At 60.5% G+C, this 23,663-nt stretch carries 25 protein-coding genes; 10 read left to right on the top strand and 15 right to left on the bottom strand.

Annotation, left to right across the window (positions count from 1 at the left end; translation table 11 throughout):
• A complete protein-coding gene (locus tag BJ917_RS11455) occupies positions 1-2,148 on the top strand; it encodes a TonB-dependent siderophore receptor (protein ID WP_121103395.1) in 2,148 nt (715 codons plus the stop codon).
• A 100-nt stretch (positions 2,149-2,248) separates the two neighbouring features.
• Here the strand turns inward: BJ917_RS11455 and BJ917_RS11450 are convergent, their stop codons facing one another.
• The 3 genes from BJ917_RS11450 to BJ917_RS11440 form a co-directional block, all read right to left on the bottom strand.
• A complete protein-coding gene (locus BJ917_RS11450) occupies positions 2,249-3,265 on the bottom strand; it encodes an ABC transporter substrate-binding protein (protein ID WP_121103394.1) in 1,017 nt (338 codons plus the stop codon).
• Between the two features lie 118 nt (positions 3,266-3,383).
• Complete coding sequence (locus BJ917_RS11445) at positions 3,384-3,587, bottom strand: hypothetical protein (RefSeq protein ID WP_121103393.1); 204 nt, start codon at positions 3,585-3,587, stop codon at positions 3,384-3,386.
• The gene (locus tag BJ917_RS11440; protein WP_172901582.1) at positions 3,587-4,036 is read right to left on the bottom strand and encodes a hypothetical protein; all 450 of its coding nucleotides are present in this window, start codon (positions 4,034-4,036) and stop codon (positions 3,587-3,589) included. Before BJ917_RS11440 ends, BJ917_RS11445 begins: the two co-directional genes overlap by 1 nt.
• Before the next feature lie 431 nt (positions 4,037-4,467).
• Between BJ917_RS11440 and BJ917_RS11435 the strand changes: the two genes are divergently transcribed.
• The 3 genes from BJ917_RS11435 to BJ917_RS11425 all read left to right on the top strand — a co-directional run bounded on the left by BJ917_RS11435 (position 4,468) and on the right by BJ917_RS11425 (position 5,469).
• Positions 4,468-4,704, top strand: coding sequence for a hypothetical protein (locus tag BJ917_RS11435; RefSeq protein WP_096515305.1), 237 nt, complete (start codon positions 4,468-4,470; stop codon positions 4,702-4,704).
• 160 nt (positions 4,705-4,864) lie between these two features.
• Entirely contained in the window at positions 4,865-5,095 is a 231-nt protein-coding gene (locus tag BJ917_RS11430) for a hypothetical protein (RefSeq protein WP_096510260.1), read from the top strand.
• 134 nt (positions 5,096-5,229) lie between these two features.
• The gene (locus BJ917_RS11425) at positions 5,230-5,469 is read left to right on the top strand and encodes a DUF2789 domain-containing protein (protein WP_096510259.1); all 240 of its coding nucleotides are present in this window, start codon (positions 5,230-5,232) and stop codon (positions 5,467-5,469) included.
• Between the two features lie 8 nt (positions 5,470-5,477).
• Here BJ917_RS11425 and BJ917_RS11420 read toward each other — a convergent pair whose 3' ends face one another.
• The 3 genes from BJ917_RS11420 to BJ917_RS11400 all read right to left on the bottom strand — a co-directional run bounded on the left by BJ917_RS11420 (position 5,478) and on the right by BJ917_RS11400 (position 8,706).
• Positions 5,478-5,681: a hypothetical protein gene (locus tag BJ917_RS11420; protein WP_096510258.1), complete on the bottom strand. Its 204-nt coding sequence runs from the start codon at positions 5,679-5,681 to the stop codon at positions 5,478-5,480.
• A gap of 808 nt (positions 5,682-6,489) precedes the next feature.
• Complete coding sequence (locus BJ917_RS11405) at positions 6,490-7,713, bottom strand: methyl-accepting chemotaxis protein (protein WP_372237717.1); 1,224 nt, start codon at positions 7,711-7,713, stop codon at positions 6,490-6,492.
• Positions 7,714-8,301: 588 nt separating this feature from the next.
• A complete protein-coding gene (locus BJ917_RS11400; RefSeq protein WP_007935965.1) occupies positions 8,302-8,706 on the bottom strand; it encodes a TraR/DksA C4-type zinc finger protein in 405 nt (134 codons plus the stop codon).
• 364 nt (positions 8,707-9,070) lie between these two features.
• Between BJ917_RS11400 and BJ917_RS11395 the strand changes: the two genes are divergently transcribed.
• Positions 9,071-9,682, top strand: a complete 612-nt coding sequence (locus BJ917_RS11395) for a glutathione S-transferase (RefSeq protein ID WP_121103390.1) — start codon at positions 9,071-9,073, stop codon at positions 9,680-9,682.
• 257 nt (positions 9,683-9,939) lie between these two features.
• Here the strand turns inward: BJ917_RS11395 and BJ917_RS11390 are convergent, their stop codons facing one another.
• Entirely contained in the window at positions 9,940-10,872 is a 933-nt protein-coding gene (locus BJ917_RS11390) for a hypothetical protein (RefSeq protein ID WP_121103389.1), read from the bottom strand.
• A 350-nt stretch (positions 10,873-11,222) separates the two neighbouring features.
• Here BJ917_RS11390 and BJ917_RS11385 point away from each other — a divergent pair, with 350 nt between their 5' ends.
• Together BJ917_RS11385 and BJ917_RS11380 are read left to right on the top strand one after the other, a co-directional pair.
• On the top strand, positions 11,223-11,906 hold the full coding sequence (locus tag BJ917_RS11385) for a response regulator transcription factor (RefSeq protein ID WP_096510255.1): 684 nt from the start codon (positions 11,223-11,225) through the stop codon (positions 11,904-11,906).
• Positions 11,884-13,278: a HAMP domain-containing sensor histidine kinase gene (locus BJ917_RS11380; RefSeq protein WP_096510254.1), complete on the top strand. Its 1,395-nt coding sequence runs from the start codon at positions 11,884-11,886 to the stop codon at positions 13,276-13,278. Before BJ917_RS11385 ends, BJ917_RS11380 begins: the two co-directional genes overlap by 23 nt.
• 117 nt (positions 13,279-13,395) lie before the next feature.
• Here BJ917_RS11380 and BJ917_RS11375 read toward each other — a convergent pair whose 3' ends face one another.
• Genes BJ917_RS11375 through BJ917_RS11365 form a run of 3 tightly spaced genes read right to left on the bottom strand, consistent with a single transcriptional unit; the run spans position 13,396 to position 15,650 of the window.
• Entirely contained in the window at positions 13,396-13,806 is a 411-nt protein-coding gene (locus BJ917_RS11375; protein WP_121103388.1) for an SRPBCC family protein, read from the bottom strand.
• A 27-nt stretch (positions 13,807-13,833) separates the two neighbouring features.
• On the bottom strand, positions 13,834-14,631 hold the full coding sequence (locus BJ917_RS11370) for an SDR family NAD(P)-dependent oxidoreductase (RefSeq protein WP_096510252.1): 798 nt from the start codon (positions 14,629-14,631) through the stop codon (positions 13,834-13,836).
• Between the two features lie 2 nt (positions 14,632-14,633).
• Complete coding sequence (locus BJ917_RS11365; protein WP_096510251.1) at positions 14,634-15,650, bottom strand: aldo/keto reductase; 1,017 nt, start codon at positions 15,648-15,650, stop codon at positions 14,634-14,636.
• Positions 15,651-15,807: 157 nt separating this feature from the next.
• Here BJ917_RS11365 and BJ917_RS11360 point away from each other — a divergent pair, with 157 nt between their 5' ends.
• Together BJ917_RS11360 and BJ917_RS11355 are read left to right on the top strand one after the other, a co-directional pair.
• A complete protein-coding gene (locus tag BJ917_RS11360; RefSeq protein ID WP_121103387.1) occupies positions 15,808-16,713 on the top strand; it encodes a LysR substrate-binding domain-containing protein in 906 nt (301 codons plus the stop codon).
• Positions 16,714-16,962: 249 nt separating this feature from the next.
• Entirely contained in the window at positions 16,963-17,892 is a 930-nt protein-coding gene (locus BJ917_RS11355) for a LysR substrate-binding domain-containing protein (protein WP_096510249.1), read from the top strand.
• Here BJ917_RS11355 and BJ917_RS11350 read toward each other — a convergent pair.
• The 3 genes from BJ917_RS11350 to BJ917_RS11335 all read right to left on the bottom strand — a co-directional run bounded on the left by BJ917_RS11350 (position 17,804) and on the right by BJ917_RS11335 (position 20,577).
• Positions 17,804-18,397: a DinB family protein gene (locus tag BJ917_RS11350; protein ID WP_096510248.1), complete on the bottom strand. Its 594-nt coding sequence runs from the start codon at positions 18,395-18,397 to the stop codon at positions 17,804-17,806. The genes BJ917_RS11355 and BJ917_RS11350 overlap by 89 nt on opposite strands.
• A 197-nt stretch (positions 18,398-18,594) precedes the next feature.
• On the bottom strand, positions 18,595-19,698 hold the full coding sequence (locus BJ917_RS11340; RefSeq protein ID WP_121103386.1) for an NAD(P)/FAD-dependent oxidoreductase: 1,104 nt from the start codon (positions 19,696-19,698) through the stop codon (positions 18,595-18,597).
• Between the two features lie 90 nt (positions 19,699-19,788).
• The gene (locus tag BJ917_RS11335) at positions 19,789-20,577 is read right to left on the bottom strand and encodes an SDR family oxidoreductase (RefSeq protein WP_121103385.1); all 789 of its coding nucleotides are present in this window, start codon (positions 20,575-20,577) and stop codon (positions 19,789-19,791) included.
• Positions 20,578-20,786: 209 nt separating this feature from the next.
• On the opposite strand from BJ917_RS11335, the gene BJ917_RS11330 reads away from it, so the two are divergent.
• Complete coding sequence (locus BJ917_RS11330; protein WP_096510245.1) at positions 20,787-21,101, top strand: NIPSNAP family protein; 315 nt, start codon at positions 20,787-20,789, stop codon at positions 21,099-21,101.
• A 133-nt stretch (positions 21,102-21,234) separates the two neighbouring features.
• Here BJ917_RS11330 and BJ917_RS11325 read toward each other — a convergent pair whose 3' ends face one another.
• A complete protein-coding gene (locus BJ917_RS11325) occupies positions 21,235-22,164 on the bottom strand; it encodes a LysR family transcriptional regulator (protein WP_121103384.1) in 930 nt (309 codons plus the stop codon).
• A 172-nt stretch (positions 22,165-22,336) separates the two neighbouring features.
• On the bottom strand, positions 22,337-23,539 hold the full coding sequence (locus BJ917_RS11320; RefSeq protein WP_096510243.1) for an NAD(P)/FAD-dependent oxidoreductase: 1,203 nt from the start codon (positions 23,537-23,539) through the stop codon (positions 22,337-22,339).
• Positions 23,540-23,663 lie beyond the last annotated feature (124 nt).

Genomic DNA, 23,663 nt, shown 5'->3' with positions numbered 1-23,663 from the left:
ATGACACGTTTTTCTGTAGTGACCCGCCCTTTGCTGGCAAGCCTGTTCGGCTGCCTGTCCGTTACCGCTTGGGCACAATCCACGGTCGATCTCGCACCGATCACCATTGATGGCGAACAAGACGCCGAACCCGGCTTGAACCTGGACCAGTCCAGCGGTATGGCCTCGCGCCTGGGCTTGAGCGTGCGGGATACCCCGGCCTCGGTGGCCATCGCCAACCGCAACGACATCGAGCGCCACGGCGCACAGAACTTCCAGGACGCCGCCAACACCCTGCCCGGCGTCAACGCCAGCGCACCGCCGGGCTTCGGTGGCTTCGTCTCCTATCGGGGCTTCACCAGCAGCCAGATCACCCAGATGTTCAACGGCGTGAACGTGTCCGGCGGACTGGCACGACCAGTGGATTCATGGATTTATGATCGGGTGGAACTGGTCGGCGGCCCGTCATCGCTGATCAATGGCGCCGGCTCCGTGGGCGGTTCGCTGAATTACGTGACCAAACTGGCGACCCGTGAAGAACAGGCGCTTGCAGGCCGGGTCAGCTACGGCACCTACGACACCAGCGAAACCGCGTTCGGACTGAATCACGCCCTGAGCGAGGCCGGCGCGGACGTGCAGCACTATGCCCGCCTCGATGTCAGCCACAACACCGGCAACGGCTATATTGACCGCCAGGAACGCGATGCCTGGAGCATGGCGTTCTCGCTGCTCAGCGACCTGACGCCGGACCTGTCCCACACCCTGGCCCTGGAATACCAGGACGAGCACGAAGACAGTCCCTACTGGGGTACCCCGGTGCTCAATCCCAAGGTCGGGGAACTGAAAATCGACAAACACAATCGCTTCAACAACTACAACGTCGAGGACGGCCGTTACGAACAACGGACGATCTGGGTGCGCTCGATCATCGACTACCGGATCAACGACAGCACCACCCTGCGCAACATGCTTTACCACCTCGACAGCCAGCGCGATTACCGCAACCTGGAAACTTACCAGTACAACGCGGATAACACGGCAGTGAACCGCTCCACGGCGTATCAGGTGCGGCATCAGGGCGAGCAGAACGGCAACCAGTTCGAACTGCGTCACGACAACACCCTGCTGGGGTTGACGACCACCTGGTCCGGCGGTTTCGAATACAAGGTCAACCAGACCACAAACTCACCCTTGAACGTCAAAGGGGCCAGCAGCGTGGATCCGGATAACTATGAACCGGGGCACTTCTACGATATTCCGGGCACGCGACAGGGTTTCGTCAGCGACAAGACCAACGAGGTCACCACCAAGGCTCTGTTCGTCGAGAATCGCCTGGCACTCACCGAAAAGCTGTCGTTGCTCACTGGCCTGCGCTATGACGACATCGACCTGGACGTGACCAACCATCGCGTCGTGACCACCAGCAATCCCCGGCACCTCAAGCGCAGCTGGGAGCCGGTGACCGGGCGGATCGGCCTGACTTATCAGATCCTGCCTTCGGCGAACGTCTACGCGCAATACAGCACGGCAGCCGAGCAACCCAATGGCACGCAAGACTTCGACGTGTCCACCGGCAAGCAGTGGGAGGTCGGCAGCAAGTTCGATTATCTGGACGGTCGCGGCGCGGCGACGGTGGCGGCCTATACGATCGAGCGCAAGGACTTCGCGGTGACCGATCCGTTGGACCCGACCCTGAGCATTCCAGTGGGCCAGCAAACGTCCAAAGGCATCGAAGTGGCCAGTTCGCTGCGGATCACCGACAAGCTGTTGGCCGAAGGCAACTTCGCCTGGGTCGATGCCCGGTACGACGAATTCACCGAAAAGAACGCCGCTGGCCAAGTGGTTTCACGCAAGGGCAACACACCGACCAACGTGCCGGATCGCGTCGGCAATCTGTGGCTGACCTATGATTTCGCGCCGCAATGGCAGGGAGGTGTAGATGCACGTTACGTGGCGTCGGTGTTTGCCGACAGCGCCAACACCATGACCGTACCGTCGTACACGCTGTACGGCTCGTTTCTCAGTTACAAGGTCGACCGACACACCACCATCACGGGGCGGGTCCGGAACCTGACCAACGAGGTGTATGCCGAGTTCGCCCATGTGTCGCCGGCTTATTATTTGGGTACGCCGCGGACTTTTGAGCTGGCGGTGCAGACTCGGTTCTAAAAGCATCGCGAGCAGGCCCGCTCCCACAGGGGATTCGTGAACGCCACAGATCCAATGTGGGAGCGAGCCTGCTCGCGAAGGCGGTTGAACATTCGCCACATCACTTCAACTCGGCAGCCACCTTGTCTGCAACATCCTTGGGCACCCAGGCCTTCCACACATCCGGATGTTTCTTCATGAAATCTTCCGCCGCCTGACGCGGTGCGGTGTGTTTTTCGCTCATCTCGGCCAACGCCTTGTTCAGCGGGTCGATGGGAAAATCAACCTTGGTGAAAAACTCGGCAATCTGCGGGTACTGCTTCTGGAATGGCGACGACACGCCAATGGACAGCTTCGAAGGCAGCGACCGGGTAGGTTTCGGGTTCGGGTTGTCGGCGTCGGTCAGGGTTTTCCAGGCTTCGGCATCAAACGGCGGCTCTTCCAGCTGAATCAGTTTGAAGCGCCCGAGCAATGGCGTCGGTGACCAATAATAGAACAGCACCGGTTTGCCCCGGCGGATCGACGAACTGATCTCCGCGTCCAGTGCCGCCCCTGAACCGCTGCGGAAATTCACGTAGCTGTCGTCCAGCCCATAAGCCTTGAGCTTCTGCTTGTTGACCACTTCCGAGGTCCAGCCGATGGGGCTGTTGAGGAAGCGCCCCTTGTTCGGCGCCTCCGGGTCTTTGAACACGTCCTTGTATTTGGGCAGATCGCTGACACTGCGCAGATCCGGCGCCATGGGCTTGATTCCCTTGGCCGAGTCGCCCTTGATCACGTACTCCGGCACCCACCAGCCTTCGGTGGCGCCCTTGACCGTGTCGCCGAGACTGGCGACCTTGCCTTCGGCCTCGGCCTTGACCCACACCGGACTGCGCCCGGCCCACTCTTCGCCTATGACCTGAATGTCATTGTTGGCCAGAGCGGTTTCCAGGGTGATGGTGGTGCCCGGCAGCGTGTCGGTCGGCAGGCCATAGCCCTTTTCGACAATGATCCGCAGGATATCGGTGATCAGGCTGCCGCTTTCCCAGTTCAGGTCGGCGAAATGGATCGGCGCCTGGGCGGCCAGCGCCGGAACGGGTGACGCCAACAATCCGCAAGTGGCCAGGACAGCGGCCAGCAACCCTCGAAAACCTTTCATGCTTTTGCACCTCGTGCTGTTCACAGCAATCGCAGGATGGCCTGGCAGAAGACCGCAAAGCCTCTGAACATTCAGTCATCTGACTGTAGTAGAGGTTCCTGCTTTCGAGGAGATCGGACTAATTTTCGGAAACGTCCTGCAAACGCATCAGCTCTCGCCTGACCATGCCGGCGTATTCCGCCGGGCGCAACTCGTAAAGCTGTGACGCCACCCAGTTCAGCCAGGCTCCGCGCAGAACCGTTTTCTGCTCGAACAAACGCCGGGCTTCGACCTGGGCGCTGGCCTGGTTCTGTTGGTGGAAATCGGCGCGGGTGAGGCTCATTACTCGCTCGCCTTGAACGTCACCAGTTCGCCCTTGCGCCACTTGGCGGCCTTGGCGGTGACGGCTTTGAGCGTCTTGGTCAGGCCTTCCTGCAACTGCTGGTGGGCCGCAAATACCGTCACCGCGCTGTGGCCTTCCTTGAACACGATGGCCTCGCCGTCGGCGGTGGTCACAAAGGCGTAGTCACCCAGGCCGTAGACCGTCAGTTTGATTTCGCGGAATTTGATTTCCAGCTTGCCGCCTTCGCGACTGGGCAGGACCGAGGCGCTGAAATGGTCACCGACCTTGAGTTTGAGCCCCGGCTTGTCATCCACCACCAGCGCCGATTCGGTGTCGATCTCGGCGACGTAGATGCCTTCGGCGTTCTGTTCGGTGATGTAAACGAAACGTGACTGAAACTGTTTAACCAGCTTTGCGCGCAAATCACCCAGCACGAACAAAGCATGCATATCGAGATTACTTACTGCCAAGGAACCATCCCCACATCTGAAAATGATGCTGCACGCATAAAAAACGTACAGCCGAAAAAAGCGGCAATGCCGACGGTGTAAACAGATAAACCCGGGTCGAGATCCTGATGGGCAGAGCGCTCATCTATCCCGAGGCTTGAGCAGACTACTGGACGCCGCTCGCCTCGTCCTGACTGGCATTCGTCAAAGGTTGAAGGAAAACGCCCTTTGTACGGCCAGAGAAATACGGACTATCGACTTCAGGGAAAAAACTCTTAAAAAAAAGCACTTTTCTGACATATCGCCAGCCGAAAATTGCTTTAGATAAACATCGATCACCTACCAGTGAGGGTGATTCTAGAGCAGCCATGCTCACCGAGACTACCCATACCGACGTGCATACGTCGGTAAAACAACGAAAAGGACTTCCCATGTGCACGCTGACACACTTCGCCCATACCCTGACACCTCCACCCATTCCACGTCCGGAGGTGTTGCAACACGCCGAACTTCAGTTCCAGGTCCCCGTTCTTCCGAGGTTTCAGGTGATCCTGGCCGGCAATGCGTTCTTCCATATCAAGGAAACGTCCACTGGGCATGTAAGAGGTTTCCGCACCGATCATAACGAAGCCTGCGCCCTCGCCCGCTCGCTCGAGTCACGTATTTGACACAAGGTGCCTCTTCATTCTTAGAGACGTTTCGTCATGCCGACGACTTAACTCAGCCGCCGGCCCGCAACTGCTGCCATACTGCCCGACCAATCAATCGCGTCCCGCCACGGTGGGCGTCGTTGAACACAACAATATATTTTCAGGGGAAGGCAGCAACGTGACGGAATTTGATATCGGCGAGTTTTTTATCCGGGGCGAAGCCAGAGAGGTCGATGGCGAGTTCCAGGCCGTGATTGTCATGCGCGCCAAGCCACCGCTGAAAACCGTAACTTACCACCAGGTCGAGAAAGACCGCTGGTTCAAGTCCACGGAGACCGCCGCCCTCGCCGCCCTGGAGTCTGCGAAGGAACTCAAGGCGGCCGTCGATGCCGGTGCCTTGAAAGCCTGAGGGACGGGTTTGCGGTCTATGCTCACTTCTGCGTTTGAATATTGATTTCGAACTCCTGAAGCACGGCCCCCCTCAGAAGTACGGGAGCCGTCATTCAGGCTTCAAACTCGATTCACCCCTGCCAGGAGATGAACATGGAATCCCCGACCCACGACTTGAAAGGTTTGTTCGATCAGCTCGGCCTGGACTCCACTCAGAACGCTATCGACGATTTCATCGCCAGCCATTCACCGCTGCCTGACGACAAAAAACTCATCGATGCCGAGTTCTGGACCCCGCAACAGTCAGGTTTCCTGAAAGAACAGTTGCGTGAAGACGCCGACTGGGCGCGGGTTGTCGATGACCTGAACCTGCGCATGCACCAGGTACACTGACCAGAGGCTCAATGCAGGCTGTCCGGGATGTCGGCGTTCAATTGCGCCAACCAGGCAGCCTTGCACTCCTGCGCTTCTTCGCGACTGGAAAATGCCGTACCCCGGCGTTCGCCGTTCAACAGCACCACCCAGCACACGTTCTGGCCCAAGGCTCGCAAACTGGCGGGCACACCGGTGCCGATCATCACCGCGACATCTACTTTGGTTTGCATGTTGGCCCCTCAACTCCGTTAGCTACCTAACAATGTAGGTATGGTAATGAGTCGAGCGGTGCGCAAACAATAACGACTTTGTAGAGCTTCGTTGCCGAAGTTGTAACAATCAGCGGTTTCTGGATTGGAAAGATTGGGTGTGCATATCCGTTTCTGCGGTAACGGCGACTGACGGTTTCGCTTTTACAGCGAGTCACTTGGAAAACGGAACGCCGCCCGGCCCTAAGTAACCAAGGGCTCTTGCCCCTGTCGTTCGGTGCCTCGCTAGTGCTCGGCATGCTCTCGCTCCGGTCCTGCTCCGTGGGGGCGTGCACCGCAACAGCCCACGCGAGGTGGCCTGACAGCCGACCTGTCTTTTGCAGATGTACCAAATTCCTGTGGGAGCGAGCCTGCTCGCGAAGGCGGCATGACATCCGAAATCAATGTTGACTGACACACCGCTTTCGCGAGCAAGCTTGCTCCCACAGGTCCGCCTATTTCCACAGTTTTGTGTAAGTGCCGAACTGCTTTGGCTTTCGATCTTGATCTTGATCTGCCCCATCGGGAGGCCGAGCGCAGGTTCTGCGCAGTGGGCACCTCGGCATGGATGCCGAGGTAGCCGCGCCCGGCCATGGATGGCCGATCGCGGCGGGCCCACGGAGCAGGACCGGAGCGAGGGCATGCCGAGCCTGGGCGAGGCACCGAACGAAAGGGGCGAAAGCGCTTGGTTACTTGGCGCTTTTCCAAGTGACTCGCCGTAAGGGCGAAACCCTAAGCAGCCGTTACCAAAGTAACGGATATGTACACCACCCCAAATCCAAACCCACTACTAGCGAGGCTTCTGCGGCTTATACCCCAACCGCAACCCACCCCAATGCCGCCCCCTGACCACAATTGGCACCGACAGGTCATGCATCAGCTCCCCGGTGTCACGCGTGTAGGTCTGCAACAACACCGCCTGCTGATGACTGCCACAGCGAATCCCGGTGCGGTCGGCAAACTTGCGTTTAGTGCGGTTGTGCAAGGTATCGACCTGAACGTCACCGGTCAGCGGCTGGCTAAAGACTGTGTTGTGAGTCGGCACATAACCCTGCTGGGTACAGGCAATCGCGAACACCAGGCCTTCATGGCGCGGCAACAGCGGTTCCTGGATCGCCGGCAAGACCTGATCGGTGTAGCGATCGAAGCGCGTCTGGTACTTGGCCGGGCTGGTGCCGGCAATCGCCTGGTAATTGCGGTCGAACAGGTCATCGAGGCTGACGCGACCGGCCTCGATGTCCGCTTCGAAACGCGCCGCGATCTGACTCGCGCCTTCCCGGGCCAAGTCATAGATTCGCTGGTGATACTCGTCCAACCCAACCTCGGCCAGGCGTTCGCTGATGGTTTCGGCCTGGCCTTCCATCTGTACCGCGGCCTCGGCCAGGCGCCGGGTCTGTTGATCGCTGATGGCCAGGTCACTGCGCATCTGTTCGATGGCGTGAAACAGGCTATCGAGTTGTTCGCGATTGGTTTCGGCGCCGCGGGCGATTTCCCCGACCTGGCCTTCGACGCTGGCTGCCAGGCGGGCGATGTTTTCCAGGTGCTGCCCGGTGTGCTCGACCTGCTCGACACCGATGTCGAGGTCACTGGACAGCTGGCGGATCTGCTCCACCACTTGTGCCGTGCGTTGCTGGATATCGGCCACCATCTCGCCGACTTCGCCGGTCGCGGTCGCCGTGCGCGCGGCGAGGCCGCGCACCTCGTCGGCCACCACCGCAAAGCCACGACCGTGTTCTCCGGCCCGCGCCGCTTCGATTGCAGCGTTCAAGGCCAACAGGTTGGTCTGGCTGGCGATGGACTGGATGACCAGGGTTACGCGCTGGATGTCGTCACTGCGCAGGCTCAGGGCTTCGATCAATTCACGGCTGCTATTGGCCCGCTCGCTGAGTCGGTGCATCCGCGCAATCGACTCGATCAACTCGCTTCGCCCGGCCGCGCCACTCTGGTGCGCCTCACTCGCGGCGCCAAGCGCCTCGCGACTCAGGGTCGAAGTGGCCCGTTCGGTGGCGATCATCACTTCGGCATTGCTGACGATTTGTGCTGCGGCGTCGAGTTGCGATTGCAGTTTGTCCGCCAGTTGCTTGACCGAAAAGGCCACGCCGGCGGCGGACAGTGCGTTATGACTGGTGGTGAAGGAAAGATCGCGGGTCAACGCGCCGATGGCGTCGGCCGTATCGGCAGGCGCGGCTTCAGGGGCTGCGCGTGAACGCAGGCGCGGCAGCCAGACAATCAGCACAGCCAGTGGCAGGCCAACATACAGCGGCCAGCCCCCGAGCGTCATGCCACATAGCAACAGCATCAGGGCGATGCTCTGCAACGTCGGTGTCAGCCAGCGGTTTTTCGGCAAACGTATTGGCGCAGGCACCGCTGCAACCGCAGAGCCGTCTCTCGTCATCGTAATCACCCCAAACATCTTCTAATTGTTGTTTTCGCATTGAACGCCACCAAAAGGCCATTATCCATAAGCCTTTAGTCGCGGGTGTTGCGGCAAATCAACAGAAGATTTCGCGGACGACAAAAAGCATCGCGGGCAAGCCCGCTCCCACAGGGTTCACGATGATCCTGTGGGAGTGGGCTTGCCCGCGATGGGGGCGACGCCGAATCAGGCCTGACGCTGGTGCTTGTCGATCTGTTCGTGACGTTCCTGAGCTTCGATGCAGTACTTGGTGGTCGGGCTGATCAGCAGGCGCTTGAGGCCGATAGGCTCGCCACTGTCGTCGCACCAGCCGAAGCTGTCTTCTTTAATACGCTCCAAAGCTTGTTCCAACTGAGGCAGCATGCGCTGATCGCGATCGATCGCGTTCACCAGCCAGGTGCGCTCTTCTTCCACGGACGCCGCGTCAGCCGGATCGGCCGGGGTGTCCAGGCTCTCGATGGCGATGCGGTTCTGTTCGATGCGCTCATGGGTTTCGACTTTCATGTTCTGCAACAGCTCGGAGAAAAAAGCATGTTGCTCGGCATTCATGTAGTCATCCGCCGGCATGGCCAGCAACTTGTCCTTTGTCATTGATATCTCTATAAAAAAACGTGCATTAAGGCGAATAAGGGAGCGTTCCGGCGGACCTGGGCAGGCCATCGGAAAGGCGCCATTTGTTCCAAGCGCCACCCGGCACTCAATTTACGAGGGGCGGCAGTCTAAGGCCGACTTGAGGCCTCAGCAACTGAAAAGACAGCGAATTTGTCCGACAAGGCCTCGAAAATGCTCTATGACAGGCATCCAGGCGGATATCGGAGTGCGTTTATAGCAAGAAATTCCATTCAGGGGAGGTATATAGAAGACAAACGGCTGCGCGGCAGGGCCCCCGCTTGCAGGTCGCACAGGCTCGGCTAAGGTTGTTCCTCCCGAAATGGCCATATCAAGGAGCGGTTAAATGAAGCTGATCGGCATGCTGGATTCTCCCTTTGTGCGGCGCGTGGCCATCTCTGCCAAGCGACTGGGCATCGATCTTGCGCACGAATCGGTCTCGGTGTTCAGGACCTTCGAGCAGTTCCAGCAAATCAACCCGGTGGTCAAGGCACCGACCCTGGTGCTGAATGATGGTGAAGTATTGATGGACTCCACCCTGATCATCGACTACCTGGAAACCCTGGCCAGCCCTGACCGCAGCTTGATGCCCACGGGCATCAATCAGCGCCTGCGCTCGTTGCGCCTGATCGGACTGGCACTGGCGGCGAGCGAAAAGTCGGTGCAGCTATATTACGAGCGCAACCTGCGGCCAGCGGAAATTCAATATGAGCCGTGGGTCGAGCGAGTCGAGGGGCAACTCGCGGCAGCCTATAACGCGCTGGAGCGGGAACTGGAAAAGCAACCGTTGAAAACGGATGGCTCGATTGACCAGGCTGGCATCACCCTCGCGGTGGCGTGGAGCTTTACCCATTATGTGTTGCCGGATCAGGTGCCGATTGAGCAATTCCCGAGGATCGCTGCGTTCACTGACTATGCCGAGGGGCTTGAGGTGTTTATCGATACGCCGATTGACTGACAGATTTGCTTCGTCAGATCTCACCTCTTCGCGAGCAGGCTCGCTCCCACAGTTGATCGCATTCTCCTGTGGGAGCGAGCCTGCTCGCGAATGGATCAACAGGCACTATCAGTCCCAGAGGTTAAAAGGCCGCTTCTACCAAAAGGCGGAAGCGGCGCAACTATCTATCAGTGCATGAACAACGCAATCAAAATAATGATCGGGATCGGCACGCCGAGAAAGAACAGCAGTAATGAACGCATGATAATTCTCCTGGTTTAGCGAACAGGCGCAGTGGTCACATAAGTGTCGGTTTCCAGATACACCACGGCATCCCGACGACGACCGCCGAACGTTGCGGCGAGGCTGGCGAAAAACGCGCCGAACAACAGCGCGACAAACATCCACAAGGTGGTCCAGGCAGCGACTTTGGCGGCGGTGTCGGCAGCTTGTTGTGCCGCCAGTTTGGTGTCGGCCACGGCTTTTTGCGTGCGGGCGTAGACCTCATCGACGCGACGCTCGGCATCCGCCTGGGTCAGGTTGGTCCGCTGCGCGACAAGTTGTGCAAGGTAGGTACGGTCCTCGGCGGCCAGTTGGCCATTGTTGTTCAAGGAACGAATGAAGATACGCGTCACGGTGCCTCGGGCAGCATCATCGCTGACGGCGGTCGGACGATCATCGCGAAACAGGCTGTCGATGTAATAGCCGTATTGATCGCTGTCGGTATTGGCAGCTGCCGTGCCCGCGACCTGGGTCATGGCACTGGCGGCACCACCGGCAACGTGCGCCCCGGCCTGTACACCCCCGCTGACAATACTGCTGACTGAACCGGCCACCAGCGTGGCCGTCACCAGTGTCGCCACGCACCAGGCGAGAAAACCGTGTGCGGTGTCACGGAAATAGACTTCGTCGCCATGCATATAAGCCCACTTCACCCGCAGCCGGCCGGCAATGTAGCCACCGAGCCCGGAGGCAACGATTTGCGTGAAAGCCAGCCAGACAATCGTCGAGATGCCCAACCCTTTGGCGCTAACGCCTTCATTGGCCCACGGCGATACCGCGGAAAACCCCAGGCCAAAACCCAGCAGCACCAGTATCAGCGACAGCGCCGCTGCTGCCGCCGCCCCGGCGAAGATCGCGCCCCACGACACGCCAGAGAGCGTGGTCGAGTCATCTATGGCGGTATAGAAACCATCAGAGGATCTATTCATCGTTGTATCGCTCCAGGCAGAAAGATGGTGTTACAACTCTCGAATGAGCCGTTGCAGTCACCGTGCCAGTCACGTCTTTTGAATAAATCGTCTTGCGTCAGCAACTTATAAAGATTGAACTTCCCGCGCCCATGCAAGATGCAACGAACGGGTAGGCTTAGCGGGTTTTATGCATTGAAGAGCAAAAGATCGCAGCCTTCGGCAGCTCCTGCATTTAGAACGCGATCCCCTGTAGGAGCTGCCGAAGGCTGCGATCTTTTCAGCATCCATGAACTTTAATTTAGAAAGCCTGCGTACATTTCTTGGCAAAATGTCGCCTATCGTTGTGAACATCTAATCAGGCCAGCCCCATGACCCGCATCTTGACCATCGAAGACGACGCAGTGACCGCCCGGGAAATCGTCGCCGAACTGAGCAGCCACGGCCTCGACGTCGACTGGGTCGACAACGGGCGCGAGGGGCTGGAACGTGCGGTCAGCGGAAACTATGACCTGATCACCCTCGACCGTATGTTGCCTGGGCTCGATGGCCTGGCGATCGTCACCACCCTGCGGACCATGGGCGTGGCGACGCCTATTCTGATGATCAGCGCCCTGTCCGATGTCGACGAGCGGGTGCGCGGGTTGCGCGCCGGGGGCGACGATTACCTGACCAAACCCTTCGCCACCGATGAAATGGCCGCCCGGGTCGAGGTCCTGCTGCGCCGGCAAAACACCGTGACCGCCCAGGCCACCATGCTGCGGGTGGCGGACCTGGAGTTGAACCTGATCAGCCACGAAGCCAGCCGCGATGGCCAGATGCTCACGCTGCTGCCCACTGAATACAAGCTGCTGGAATTCCTGATGCGCAACACCGGGCAAATCCTGTCGCGGATGATGATTTTCGAGGAGGTCTGGGGCTATCACTTCGACCCCGGTACCAACCTGATCGACGTGCACATCGGACGCCTGCGCAAGAAAATCGACCCACCTGGCAATGTCCCGTTGATTCGTACCGTACGAGGCTCGGGTTATGTCATTGCCGAACCCGTCTAAAGGCTGGCGTTCTTCCAGCAGTCGCCTGCTGGCGCTCTACAGTGCGTTGTTCGTGACCTGGAGCGGCATTCTCATGGGGGTCATGTACTACGAGGTGTCCGCTTACCTGGACAACCTGGCCAAGCACTCGCTGATGCAACGCCAGCATCTGTTTTCGCGTTTCCAGGGCGAACAATTGGTGGACGCCCTCGCCGTCAGCATGACCTTCGACATTCGCGGCATCGACGCCTATGGCCTGTTCGATGCCGAGCATCGTTACCTCAACGGAGCCCTGCGTCACATACCCAAGGGCCTGCCGCTGGACGGCATGATTCATATGCTCGACGATTGCACAGAGTCCGACGATCCGACCCTGCCCGCCGACAGTTGCGACGCGGTGGCGACCCAGACGAAGGACGGCCGCTGGCTGATCCTGGTGCGGGACAACGGCTCGTTATTTGCCGTGACCCGGATCATCCTCCACGCCTTGTTCTGGGGCGTGACCTTGACCATCCTGCCGGGCATCGTCGGCTGGCACCTGCTGCGCCGCCGGCCGCTGCGGCGCATTCGCGGGATTCAGGCCAGCGCCGAAGCCATCGTTGCCGGCGACCTGACCCGGCGCCTGCCACTGTCCAACCGCCGCGATGAACTGGACATGCTTGCCGCCATCGTCAACGCCATGCTCGAACGCATCGAGCGCCTGATGCACGAGGTCAAGGGCGTGTGCGACAACATCGCCCATGACCTGCGCACCCCACTGACCCGCTTGCGGGCGCAGCTTTACCGCATGCAACAACAGGCCGGCGAAGGCTCGGCGCAAGCGACGCAGCTTGACCTGGTGCTGGCCGAGGCCGACACGCTGATGGCACGTTTTCGCGGATTGCTGCGGATTTCCGAACTGGAGGATCGCCAACGCCGTTCCGGCTTTGTGCAGCTCGATCCGGTGTCGTTGCTGCAGGAACTGCATGAGTTTTATTTGCCCCTGGCGGAGGACGACGGCCTGGCGTTTGAACTGCAACTGCCGGCGTCACTGCCATCGCTCAATGGCGATCGCGCCTTGCTGTTCGAGGCGGTGGCGAACCTGTTGAGCAATTCGATCAAATTCACTCCGCCCGGTGGCCGGGTGATTTTGCGTGGGGTCGATGAGCACGGGTATACCCGCATCGAAGTGCTCGACTCCGGTCCGGGTATTCCAGAGTCTGAACGGGTGGCGGTGTTCCAGCGTTTCTATCGCGCCGAAGCGGGTAACCTGAAAAGCGGTTTCGGGTTGGGCCTGTCGATTGTCGCGGCGATTGTCAGCCTGCATGGATTTACGCTGGAGGTCGGGACCAGTGAATTGGGTGGGGCGCGGTTGGTGCTCGATTGTCGGGAGAGTTTGATTACCCCGGCTTGATACAAAAACCTGTGGGAGCGAGCCTGCTCGCGAAAGCGGAGTGTCAGTCAACAGTAATGTTGAATGTCAGACTGCATTCGCGAGCAGGCTCGCTCCCACAGGGGGACGGCGGTGATATCAGGTTGGGTAGTTGGCCCGCAATGCCTCAAGTCCACCCTGATAAATCCCGGTAAACAACGCCACCACTTCCTCGTCGCTCACACCCACCGGTTCAAACCGGCCGGACCAGGTCACCCGGGCACCCTGCCCCTGCGCTTCAACCTTGATCGTCGCCAGATAATCAGTCGCCGGAAACGGCGCCTGCACAATCGAGTAGCTGTAGGTTTTCCCGGCATGGTCGAACGCTTGCAACCGCTCGATCACCACCGCGCCGTCCGCTGTTTGCAGGCTGCGCACGCGTCCGCCTTCACTGAGTTCGCTTTTGGGAATGAACGGCAGCCAGTCAGGCAGCGAGTTGAAGCCGCCGATCAATTGCCAGACCTGATCAGCCGAGGCCGGGATGTCGATAAATGCTGAAGTTGTTGCCATGTAATGTTCTCGCTTAATCAAAAAGGTTCAGATGGCCAGGCTGTCGACGACACCGCCGTCAACCCGCAAGGCGGCGCCGGTGGTGGCCGAGGATAACGGCGAAGCGATGTACGCCACCAGGTTCGCCACTTCCTCGACATCCGCCACACGCTGGATGATCGAGCTCGGCCGGGCCTTGCGCACGAAGGCATCGGCTTCTTCGCGAACGCTGCGTCCAGAGGCGGCGACAGCATCCTTGAGCATTTCCTCCACACCATCGGTGAGGGTCGGCCCGGGCAGGATCGAGTTGACTGTCACTCCGGTGCCCGCCAGACGTTTGGCCAGGCCATGGGACACCGCCAGGTTGGCGCTTTTGGTCACGCCATAATTGAGCATGTCGGCCGGGATCGCGATGCCGGATTCCGAGGACAGGAAAATCACCCGGCCCCAGCCCTGCTTGACCATATCCGGCACGTAATGCCGGGACAGGCGCACACCGGAGATTACGTTGATCTCATAGAACCGCGTCCACTCGCTGTCGGGGGTGTCAAAAAAATCAACCGCGTTGTAGATCCCCAGGTTGTTCACCAGGATGTCGGCTCGTGGCTCGGCGGCGAACAGTTTTTCCGCACCTTCGGCCGTTCCGAGATCGGCAGTCAGCCCGCGCAGTTGAGCGCCCGGCACTTGCTGGCGAATGCTCGCCAGCGCCTGCTCGACCTTGGCCGAATCGCGACCGATCACTACCACCGTAGCGCCGGATTCGGCCAGCGCCTTGCTGATGCCCAGACCAATGCCGGCGGTGCTGCCGCTGACAATCGCCAGCTTTCCACTCAGATCGATTTTCATGCTCAAGCTCCAATGATGGGTAATGGGGCGCGTTCGGACACCAGCTTCGCGTCACGCAGTGCCTGCCAGAAGGCAGCGGGAATCACCGCCGACAACGCGGCGACGTCTTCGGCAATCCGCTCGGGACGGCTGGCACCTGGAATCACTGCCGCCACTGCCGGATTGGCCAAGGAGAATTGCAAGGCAGCGGCTTTGATATCGACACCATGGGCAGCTGCAATGCGTTTGATGTGCTCGACTTTGGCGATGATCGCCGGGCTGGCCTTCTGGTATTCGAAGTGCGCGCCACCGGCGAGGATGCCCGAGCTGTACGGACCGCCGACCACGATCTCGACGTTCTGCGCCAGCGCTGCGTCCATCAGGCGCTGCAAGGCGCGATCATGGTCCAGCAGCGTGTAGCGACCGGCCAGCAGGAAACCGTCCGGCTGCGCTTCGCTCAGGTCCAGGGTCAGTTCGCACGGCTCAACCTTGTTCACGCCCAGGCCCCAGCCCTTGATCACGCCTTCTTCACGCAGGCGGGTCAGCACTTTGAAGGCACCGGTACGGGCCTGATTGAAATACTCCAGCCATTGATCACCGTAGAAATCCTGGGCGATGTCATGCACCCAGACAATGTCCAGGCGATCGGTTTGCAGGCGCTTGAGGCTGTCTTCGATCGAACGCATCGTCGCGTCGGCACTGTAGTCGTTGACGATCTTGTTCGGGCGACCGTGCTCGAACACCCCGCTCTTCTCACCGAGATCGCGGGCGGCGGCGTCTTCGACTTCGTCGAGAATCACCCGGCCAACTTTGCTGCTCAGTACATAGTCGTCACGGTTGTAACGGGACAGTGCTTCGCCGAGGCGAATTTCCGACAGCCCCGAACCGTAGAACGGCGCGGTATCGAAGTAACGCACACCGGCATTCCAGGCGGCATGGACGGTGGCTTGCGCTTCTTCCTCGGGGATGGCGCGGAACATGTTGCCCAGAGGGGCGGTGCCAAAACCCAGCGCGCCGGGCAGTTTGTCTTTCAAGCTCATGAATGATTCCTCTCAAATGTCTGGTAACCCTGTAGGAGCCGACTTGCCGGCTCCTACAGGGAACGGTTATTTGTCTTACCGATGGGCAGATCCTAGATTGCGATGGTCGGACCGTCCAAGACATAATGTGCAGCACTTGAGTCCCCAGAGGTCTGACATGATCGACATCCGCCAATTGCGCTACTTCGTCGCCGTCGCCGAGGAAGAACACGTCGGTCGCGCTGCCGAACGCCTGCACATTTCCCAGTCGCCCCTGAGCCGGCAGATCGCCCAGCTCGAAGAACGCCTGGGCCTGACCCTGTTCGAGCGCAGCCAGCAACGCATTCGCCTGACCCGCGACGGCCAGACCTTCCTCGCCGAAACCCGCGCCCTGCTGACCCACGCCAATCGCCTGGAATCCCTGGGCAAGCGCCTGGGTCGCGGTGAAGAAGGCGGCCTGTGCATCGGCTACATCGAAAACGCCATGCACGCCGGCGTCCTGCCCAATGCGTTGCGCGTGCTGCGCGGCGACCGACCGAATGTGCACGTCGCGCTGTACAACCAGAGCTCCGCCGAACAACTCGAAGGTCTGCGACAGCGTAGTCTGGATATTGCGCTGGTCAGTGAGCCGCCGACCGGTGACGACCCCGACTTGCTGGGGTTCCAGGTACTGGACGACCCGATGCTGCTGGCATTGCCCGCGGATCATTCACTGGCCAGCCAGGCCATATTGACCCCGGCCGACCTCGCCGCTCAGGAGTGGATCGGCGTGCAGCACCACCAGAACCTCACCAACCGCGAAGACTTCGTCAGCGCCTGCATCCGCGCCGGCTTCACCCCGGACATCCGCATGGAAGCCACCGGCCCCTTCACTGCCATGGCGCTGGTGGCCTCGGGACTGGGCATCGCCATGATTCAGAAAGGCTTGAGCCGCAACGCACCGCCGGGCGTGGTGCTGCGGGAAGTGCCGTGGATTTGCTTGAGCAGACCCCTGTGGGCGGCGTGGCACCGGGTCAATTTGCGGCCACTGGTGGAGACCTTCCGGAAGATGCTGACCGAACCCGAGTTGGTTCACAGCCTGTAAAATCTGCGCTGGAAGGACTGGCCTCATCGCGAGCAGGCTCGCTCCCACAGTGGACCTGCGCTGTACCCGATTCTGGTAAACGCCATAGATCTCCTGTGGGAGCGAGCCTGCTCGCGAAGGTCGTGAACGATAACGCGTAAAGCCAGACACCCCGCGGCGTACTCAGGCTTGTCGCGAGCGAGCTGGCTCCTACAAAAAAACGGTTCGGTGCTTTACTGAAGAGATTCTGCAACCCGCGAGAATTCCCCCATGAACCGCAACGACCTGCGCCGCGTGGACATGAACCTGTTGGTGATTTTCGAAACCCTGATGTTCGAGAAAAACCTGACCCGTGCCGGGGAAAAGCTGTTTCTCGGCCAGCCGGCCGTCAGTGCGGCGCTGGCGCGGTTGCGGGATTTGTTCGACGACCCGTTGCTGGTGCGCAACGGTCGGGTGCTGGAGCCAACCCAGCGGGCACTGGTGATTCTCAAGGAGTTGCAGCCGGCGATGGACACCATTTCCGGCGCGGTCAGCCGGGCCAAGGATTTCGACCCGTCCACCAGCCGCGATGTGTTTCGCATCGGTCTGTCCGACGACGCCGAGTTCGGCCTGTTTCCGCCCTTGCTCAAACAAATCCGCGAAGAGGCGCAGAACGTCGTGGTGGTGGTGCGGCGGGTGAATTACCTGTTGATGTCCTCGATGCTCGCCAGCGGGGAGATTTCCGTCGGCATCAGCTACACCACGGAATTGCCGGCCAATGCAAAGCGCAAGAAACTGCGGGACTTGAGTGTGAAGATCCTGCGAGGCGACAACCGTCCCGGCACGCTGACCCTCGATGAATACTGCGAACGACCCCACGCGCTGGTGTCATTTTCCGGGGATCTGACCGGGGCGATCGACACCGACCTGGCCCGCATCGGCCGTTCACGGCGGGTGGTGCTGGCGGTGCCGCAATTTGCCGGTTTGCGTGATTTGCTCGCCGGCACTGACCTGCTCGCCACCGTGCCGGATTACGCGGCCTGCGCGCTGGTCAGGGGCAGCGACCAGCTGCGCGCCGACGATGCGCCGTTCGAGATCAACCTGTCCGAACTGTCCATGGTCTGGAACGGCGTCAACGATAACGATCCGGCAGAACGTTGGTTGCGCTCGCGAATTGTGGAGCACATGTCGGCTCCACTGCCGGCGCATTCAGCGAATTGAAATGCGGGTCGGTCTCGCGCAGGTAGATCGGCAGGTCGGTCATGGGCGGCATGGCCGGGATTTCGAAGTACATCTGGATGATCCAGCCACGGTGATAACTGGCGTGGTTGACCACATGCAGCAGCATCGCGCCGGCACTCATGGTGCCGCTTTCCCCGGAAATGAAGGTGAACCGCACGGGCCTGTCCAGCGAGGCATCGGTTTGCCGGGCCGTCCAGTCGCAGTACCAATGATCGACGTCCTGTTGCGCCAGGCGCAGGCCCGTCAGTGTGGGATGGATCACGTCATGGGAAGTGGTGAAGCCGTGCCCTCGGCCTTCGAGGTGGGCTTGCCAGAGACAGTCAACGACGTAGATATGGTTAAGGGTGCCGATCATGTTCTTGAAGATCCCGGCGCGTTCTTTTTCGACTTCTCCCGGTGGCAGTTGCGCCAGGTTGTCGAAGAGGCGCTGGTTGGCCCATTGTTTGTAATCGGCAAGCATGCGGGCAGTGCGTACGTTGATCATCAGATGTCTCCGATGGCGATAAGCGCATCTTCCAAGGATAGCGCTATCTGCGTGCAGCGGCGCGGATGCTGATTATCGGTCGTCCCCCAAACTGTAGGAGCGAGCCTGCTCGCGATGGTCGTCAACGATGACGTTGGGAATCTGACACCCCGCGCCGTTCTCAGGCTCATCGCGAGCAGGCTCGCTCCCACAGGGGGTTATGCAAGCTGCTTCATTACGTGTTCGGCCAACGCCAGGCAACTGGTCAGGCCCGGCGACTCAATGCCGAACAGATTGACCAGCCCTGGCAGCCCATGTTCGGCCGGACCGCTGAGGCGAAAGTCGGCGGCCGATTCGTTCGGGCCGCTGATTTTCGGGCGAATGCCGCTGTAGGCCGGTTGCAGGCTGTGATCCGGCAGACCCGGCCAGTAACGGCGGATCGCCTCATAAAAGCCGTCGGCCCGGGCGGGGTCCACGTGGTAATCGACGGTGTCGACCCACTCCACGTCCGGCCCGAACCGTGCCTGGCCGCCGAGGTCGAGGGTCATGTGCACGCCCAGCCCGGCGCTTTCCGGCGCCGGATAGACCAGATGGCGAAATGGCGCCCGGCCGCTGAAGCTGAAATAGCTGCCCTTGCACAATCGCGCCGTGGGGACGTACTGCGCTGGCAGACCCGCGATGCGACTTGCCACTTCGGGTGCGGACAATCCCGCACAATTGATCAGCTCACGACAACTCAAGGTCAGGGGCTCGGCGCCGCCCATCTGCAACTCGAAACCCTGTTCGGTGCAGCGAGCCGACAACAGTGGCGTATGAAACACCAGCGAGGCCCCATGGGTTTGGGCATCGCCCTGCAACGCCAGCATCAGCCCATGGGAATCGATGATCCCGGTGGACGGTGACCACAGCGCGGCGACGCAGGACAACGCCGGCTCCAGCGCCCGCGCCTGAGCAGCGTCCAGCCATTGCAGGTCATCGACGCCATTGCGCCGGCCCTGCTCCAGCAACCGTTGCAGTGCTGTGTGTTGAAGTTCATCGGTGGCCACGATCAGCTTTCCGAGACGCTGATAACTGACTCGGCGCTCATCGCAGTAGGCGTACAGGCGTTGCCTGCCCTCCACGCACAACTGCGCCTTGAGACTGCCGCCAGGGTAGTAAATGCCGGCGTGGATCACTTCGGAATTGCGCGAGCTGATGCCCGTGCCGATGCCCTCAAAGGCCTCGACCACAATCACTTCGCGCCCGCTCATGGCCAGGGCCCTGGCCACCGCCAGCCCCACCACCCCGGCGCCCACCACCACGCTGTCGATATCGACGCTCATGTCAAACCAGTCCTCACTCCCGGTAATCGAAAAGATCGCAGCCTCGTTGCACTCGACAGCTCCTGCGGGGAATCTGCGGCGCTGGATAAATCAGAACGTGCCCGGATAGCTGCCACCGTCGAGTAACAGGTTCTGCCCGGTGAGGAACCCTGACTGGGCGCCGCAGATGAACGCGCAGTAGGCACCGAATTCATCGGGCTGGCCGAAGCGCTGGGCCGGGACGTGTTTGCGCCGTTGTTCGGCGATGCTTTCGACGCTGGCGCCATTGGCTTCGGCGGCGGCGCTGAGGGTTTTGTGCAGACGCTCGGTCTCGAACGGCCCGGGCAACAGGTTGTTGACCGTGACGTTGTTCCCCGCCAATCGCGCCTGACGCGCCAACCCGGCGATGAAACCGGTCAGGCCACTGCGGGCACCGTTGGACAGGCCGAGCACATCGATCGGCGCTTTCACCGCGCCGGAAGTGATGTTGACGATGCGCCCGAAACCGCGCTCGGCCATGCCATCGACACAGGCCTTGATCAGCTCGATGGGCGTGAGCATGTTGGCGTCCAGCGCCTTGAGCCAGTCTTCTCGCTGCCAGTCACGAAAGTCACCGGGTGGCGGTCCGCCGGCGTTGTTGACCAGAATATCCACCTGCGGGCATGCCGCCAGCACCTGCGCTCTCACATCAGATGTGCTGATGTCCCCGGCCACGGTACGCACCTCGATGGCCGGCGCCAACCGGCGCAACTCCAAGGCGGCAGCCTGCAACGTCTCGTCACCACGGGCGTTGATCACCAGGTTCACGCCCTCCTTCGCCAAGGCTCGCGCACAGGCCAGGCCCAAGCCTTTACTGGCGGCGCAGACAATTGCCCAGCGTCCCGAAATACCCAAATCCATGACGATGCTCCTGACTGTTCGAAGGGGTCACGTTATCACTGCACAGCCTCAGACCGGGGATGACAAAGGGTGATCACCGGATCAGACCTTTTCATTATCAACCGCCCGCGACGCTGATTACTGTTCACGGACGAACAAGCATCCGCCGACATCGAACGACTCACCGGCAACGCCTCACAAGGCATTCATTCCTGAAGAGACGCCCCCCCATGTTCTACGAAATGCGCACCTACACAATCCAGATCGGCAAGATGCAGACCTACCTCAAGCACTTCGAGGAAAACGGCCTGCCGGTGATCTCCCGCTACACCACGCTGGTGGGCTGGTGGTACACCGAAATCGGCGAACTGAACCAGGTGATCCACCTCTGGGCCTACGAGAGCCTGGACGAACGCATCAAGAAACGCGCCGCCCTTTACCAGGACCCGGACTGGCTCGAAGGCTTCGTACCGATCGCGTTCCCGATGCTGGAAAAAATGGAATCGAAACTGCTGATGCCGGCGGCGTTTTCGCCGATCAAATAAGCCCGGACAAACACCGCAAAAAAACTGTGGGAGCGAGCCTGCTCGCGAAAGCGGTGTGTCTGGCTCATCAATGGTGACTGACACTCCCTCTTCGCGAGCAGGCTCGCTCCCACAGGGGCCGCGTGGACGGTTATCACGCAGTGATCAACGGCTGCAATTCGTCGATCAGCAGGCTCGCCGCCGCAGGCAAATCGGCGCCGACCCGGCTGATCAGGCCATAGGGCTCGACCAGCGCGCGCATCGACAAGGGCAGCGTCACCAATAAGTCGAACTGCGCACAGAATCCGGCAACTTCTGCCGGGACCACCGCCAGCAAAGCCGGGTCCTGCTGCACCAACAGAATGGTGGCAAAAACCGACGAGGTCTCCAGCGGATAACGCGGGATATCCAGTCCGGCGTCCTCCAGCTCGCGCTCCAGGGCCTGGCGCATCGGCATGTCCTTGGGGTACACCACCCAGGGGTAATTGCTCAACTGCGTCAGTTGCAACGACGTGGCACCGGCCAGAGGATGGTCCTTGCTGGCCACCACCGCCAAAGGCTCTTCGCTCAACTCGATACAGGCATAGGCGTCCGAGCGCTGGCCGACACTGGTGCGACAAATGGCCAGGTCCAACCGCCCCTGATCCAGCAGCCCCAACAGGTTCGCACTGGTGTTCTCCACCACTTCGATGGCCAGTTGCGGTTGCTTGAGGCGCAGTGCAGTCAGGGCCCGGGTCAGCAACGGCACCGCGCCCATGATCACCCCCACCGACAGCCGCCCGCCCTGCCCGCGCAAGATGCTCAGCATGTCCTCGCGCAGGTGCTCGATATCGCTGTAGATCAGCCGCGCGTAACGGATCATGCAGCGACCCATTTCGTTGGCCACCAGGCCTTGGGGCTGACGCTCGAACAATGGCATGCCGAGCAGCGACTCGACTTCATGCAACGCCTTGGTGGCGCCGGACTGGGAAATGGAAATCTGCTCGGCCGCCTTGTGCAACGAGCCGCGTTCATCCAGCGCAATCAGCAGGCGCAGTTGTTTGAGGCGCAGGCGTGCGGCGATGCTGGCGAGGGAGGGAATCATAGGGTTGTATGCTCGAGCATGAGGGGGGCCTTGCCTGGTTTCGGTGGATCAAGGTACGCAGCCCTTTTTTGCGGAAACAGACAGGGATCGACAATTCAATTGTTCTAAAAACTCACGAGTACCCAATCCTAACTGCAGGAGCGAGCTTGCTCGCTCCTGCAATGGGCTGCGCCTAAAAGGATGCCAGAGGGTCGCCCGCCGCCAGCGCATCGGCACGGTTCGCGGCTGGCGGGTATATCCATTGGGTGTTGATCATGCGCTTGCGCTCCTTGCCTTCATCGTGGGTCAGCACGATCTGGCGATCCCAGCCTTCGGTGTACACCGCGCCCCACTCGCCCAGGTCCAGGCAGGTGGCATAGAAGGGTTGACGGTAAGGAAGTGTCGGCACACCCAGCAGGTCGGCAGCCACGTTGTGCCCGCCAAAGCGCCCCATGATGATCGCGTGCTGGCAGGACATCAGCGAGTAATGACCCTGGTCGTCAGTCAATGCCCTGGCCACATCACCGGCGGCAAACACGTGATCGGTGCCGATCACGCGCAAGTCGTCGGTCACTTCGGCCCGCCCCAGGCGGTCGAGTTGCGACGACACTTGCGAGGTCAGGCCGCTGGCCACCAGCCCGCCGGTCCAGATCACGGTCTGGGCGTCGATCCGCTGACCGTTGGCGGTCTGCACGCCATCGGCATCGATGGCGACCACCCCGGAGCCGACCTGGAACTCGATGCCCATCTGCTTCAATGCCTCAATGATCAATGGCCGTGGGCTTGGGCCCAGATCCGGGCCGATGTCATCCGCGCGCTCGACCACGACAACGCGGAACGCAGCATCCGTACCAAGGATTCTGCGCAGTTTTTCCGGCAGTTCAGTGGCCACTTCCAGGCCGGTGAAGCCTCCGCCCACCACCACGACCGTGTTGCGTTCCGGCGTGTCCGGCAATGTGCGTAGCCCGACCAGGTGTTCTTCCAGTTCCACTGCATCGGGCAACTGATCCGAGGCAAAGGCGTATTCGGCCAACCCGGGCACCGGCGGACGATTGAGTATGCTGCCGCTGGTCAGCAACAGGCGGTCATAGACCAGGTTAATGTTTCGCCCGGCGACGGTCCGGGCGATGACTTGACGGGCGGTAGTGTCGATGCGTTCGACTTCGGCGCCGAGAAACTTGACGCCCACGGCGTCCAGCATCGGCATCAAGGGTGCGGTCATTTCGTGGGGTGAGGGTTCATACAGACGCGGCCTGATAACCAGTTCCGGTCGCGGGGAAACCAGCGTCACCTCGACATCGGCGCTCTTGCCATTGACGTCGAGCACACGGGCCGCACCCAAGGCGCTCCAGACGCCGGCGAAGCCGGCGCCCACAATCACTATGCTCTTGGACATGATCTCTACCTTCGTTCAAGTTATCGAGGCAGACAGCGAGCGAATATCCTACAACCAAGCGCCAGCAGCAGGACTAGACTTTGTCGGGCCACTGACATAAAACCCTGAATTCCTGACAGCCGAT

The organism is Pseudomonas sp. WPR_5_2 (genome assembly GCF_003634475.1).
Classification (GTDB): Bacteria; Pseudomonadota; Gammaproteobacteria; order Pseudomonadales; family Pseudomonadaceae; genus Aquipseudomonas; species Aquipseudomonas izuensis.
Note: the sequence above shows the minus strand (reverse complement) of the source record. Positions and strands in the feature narration are given on the sequence as shown.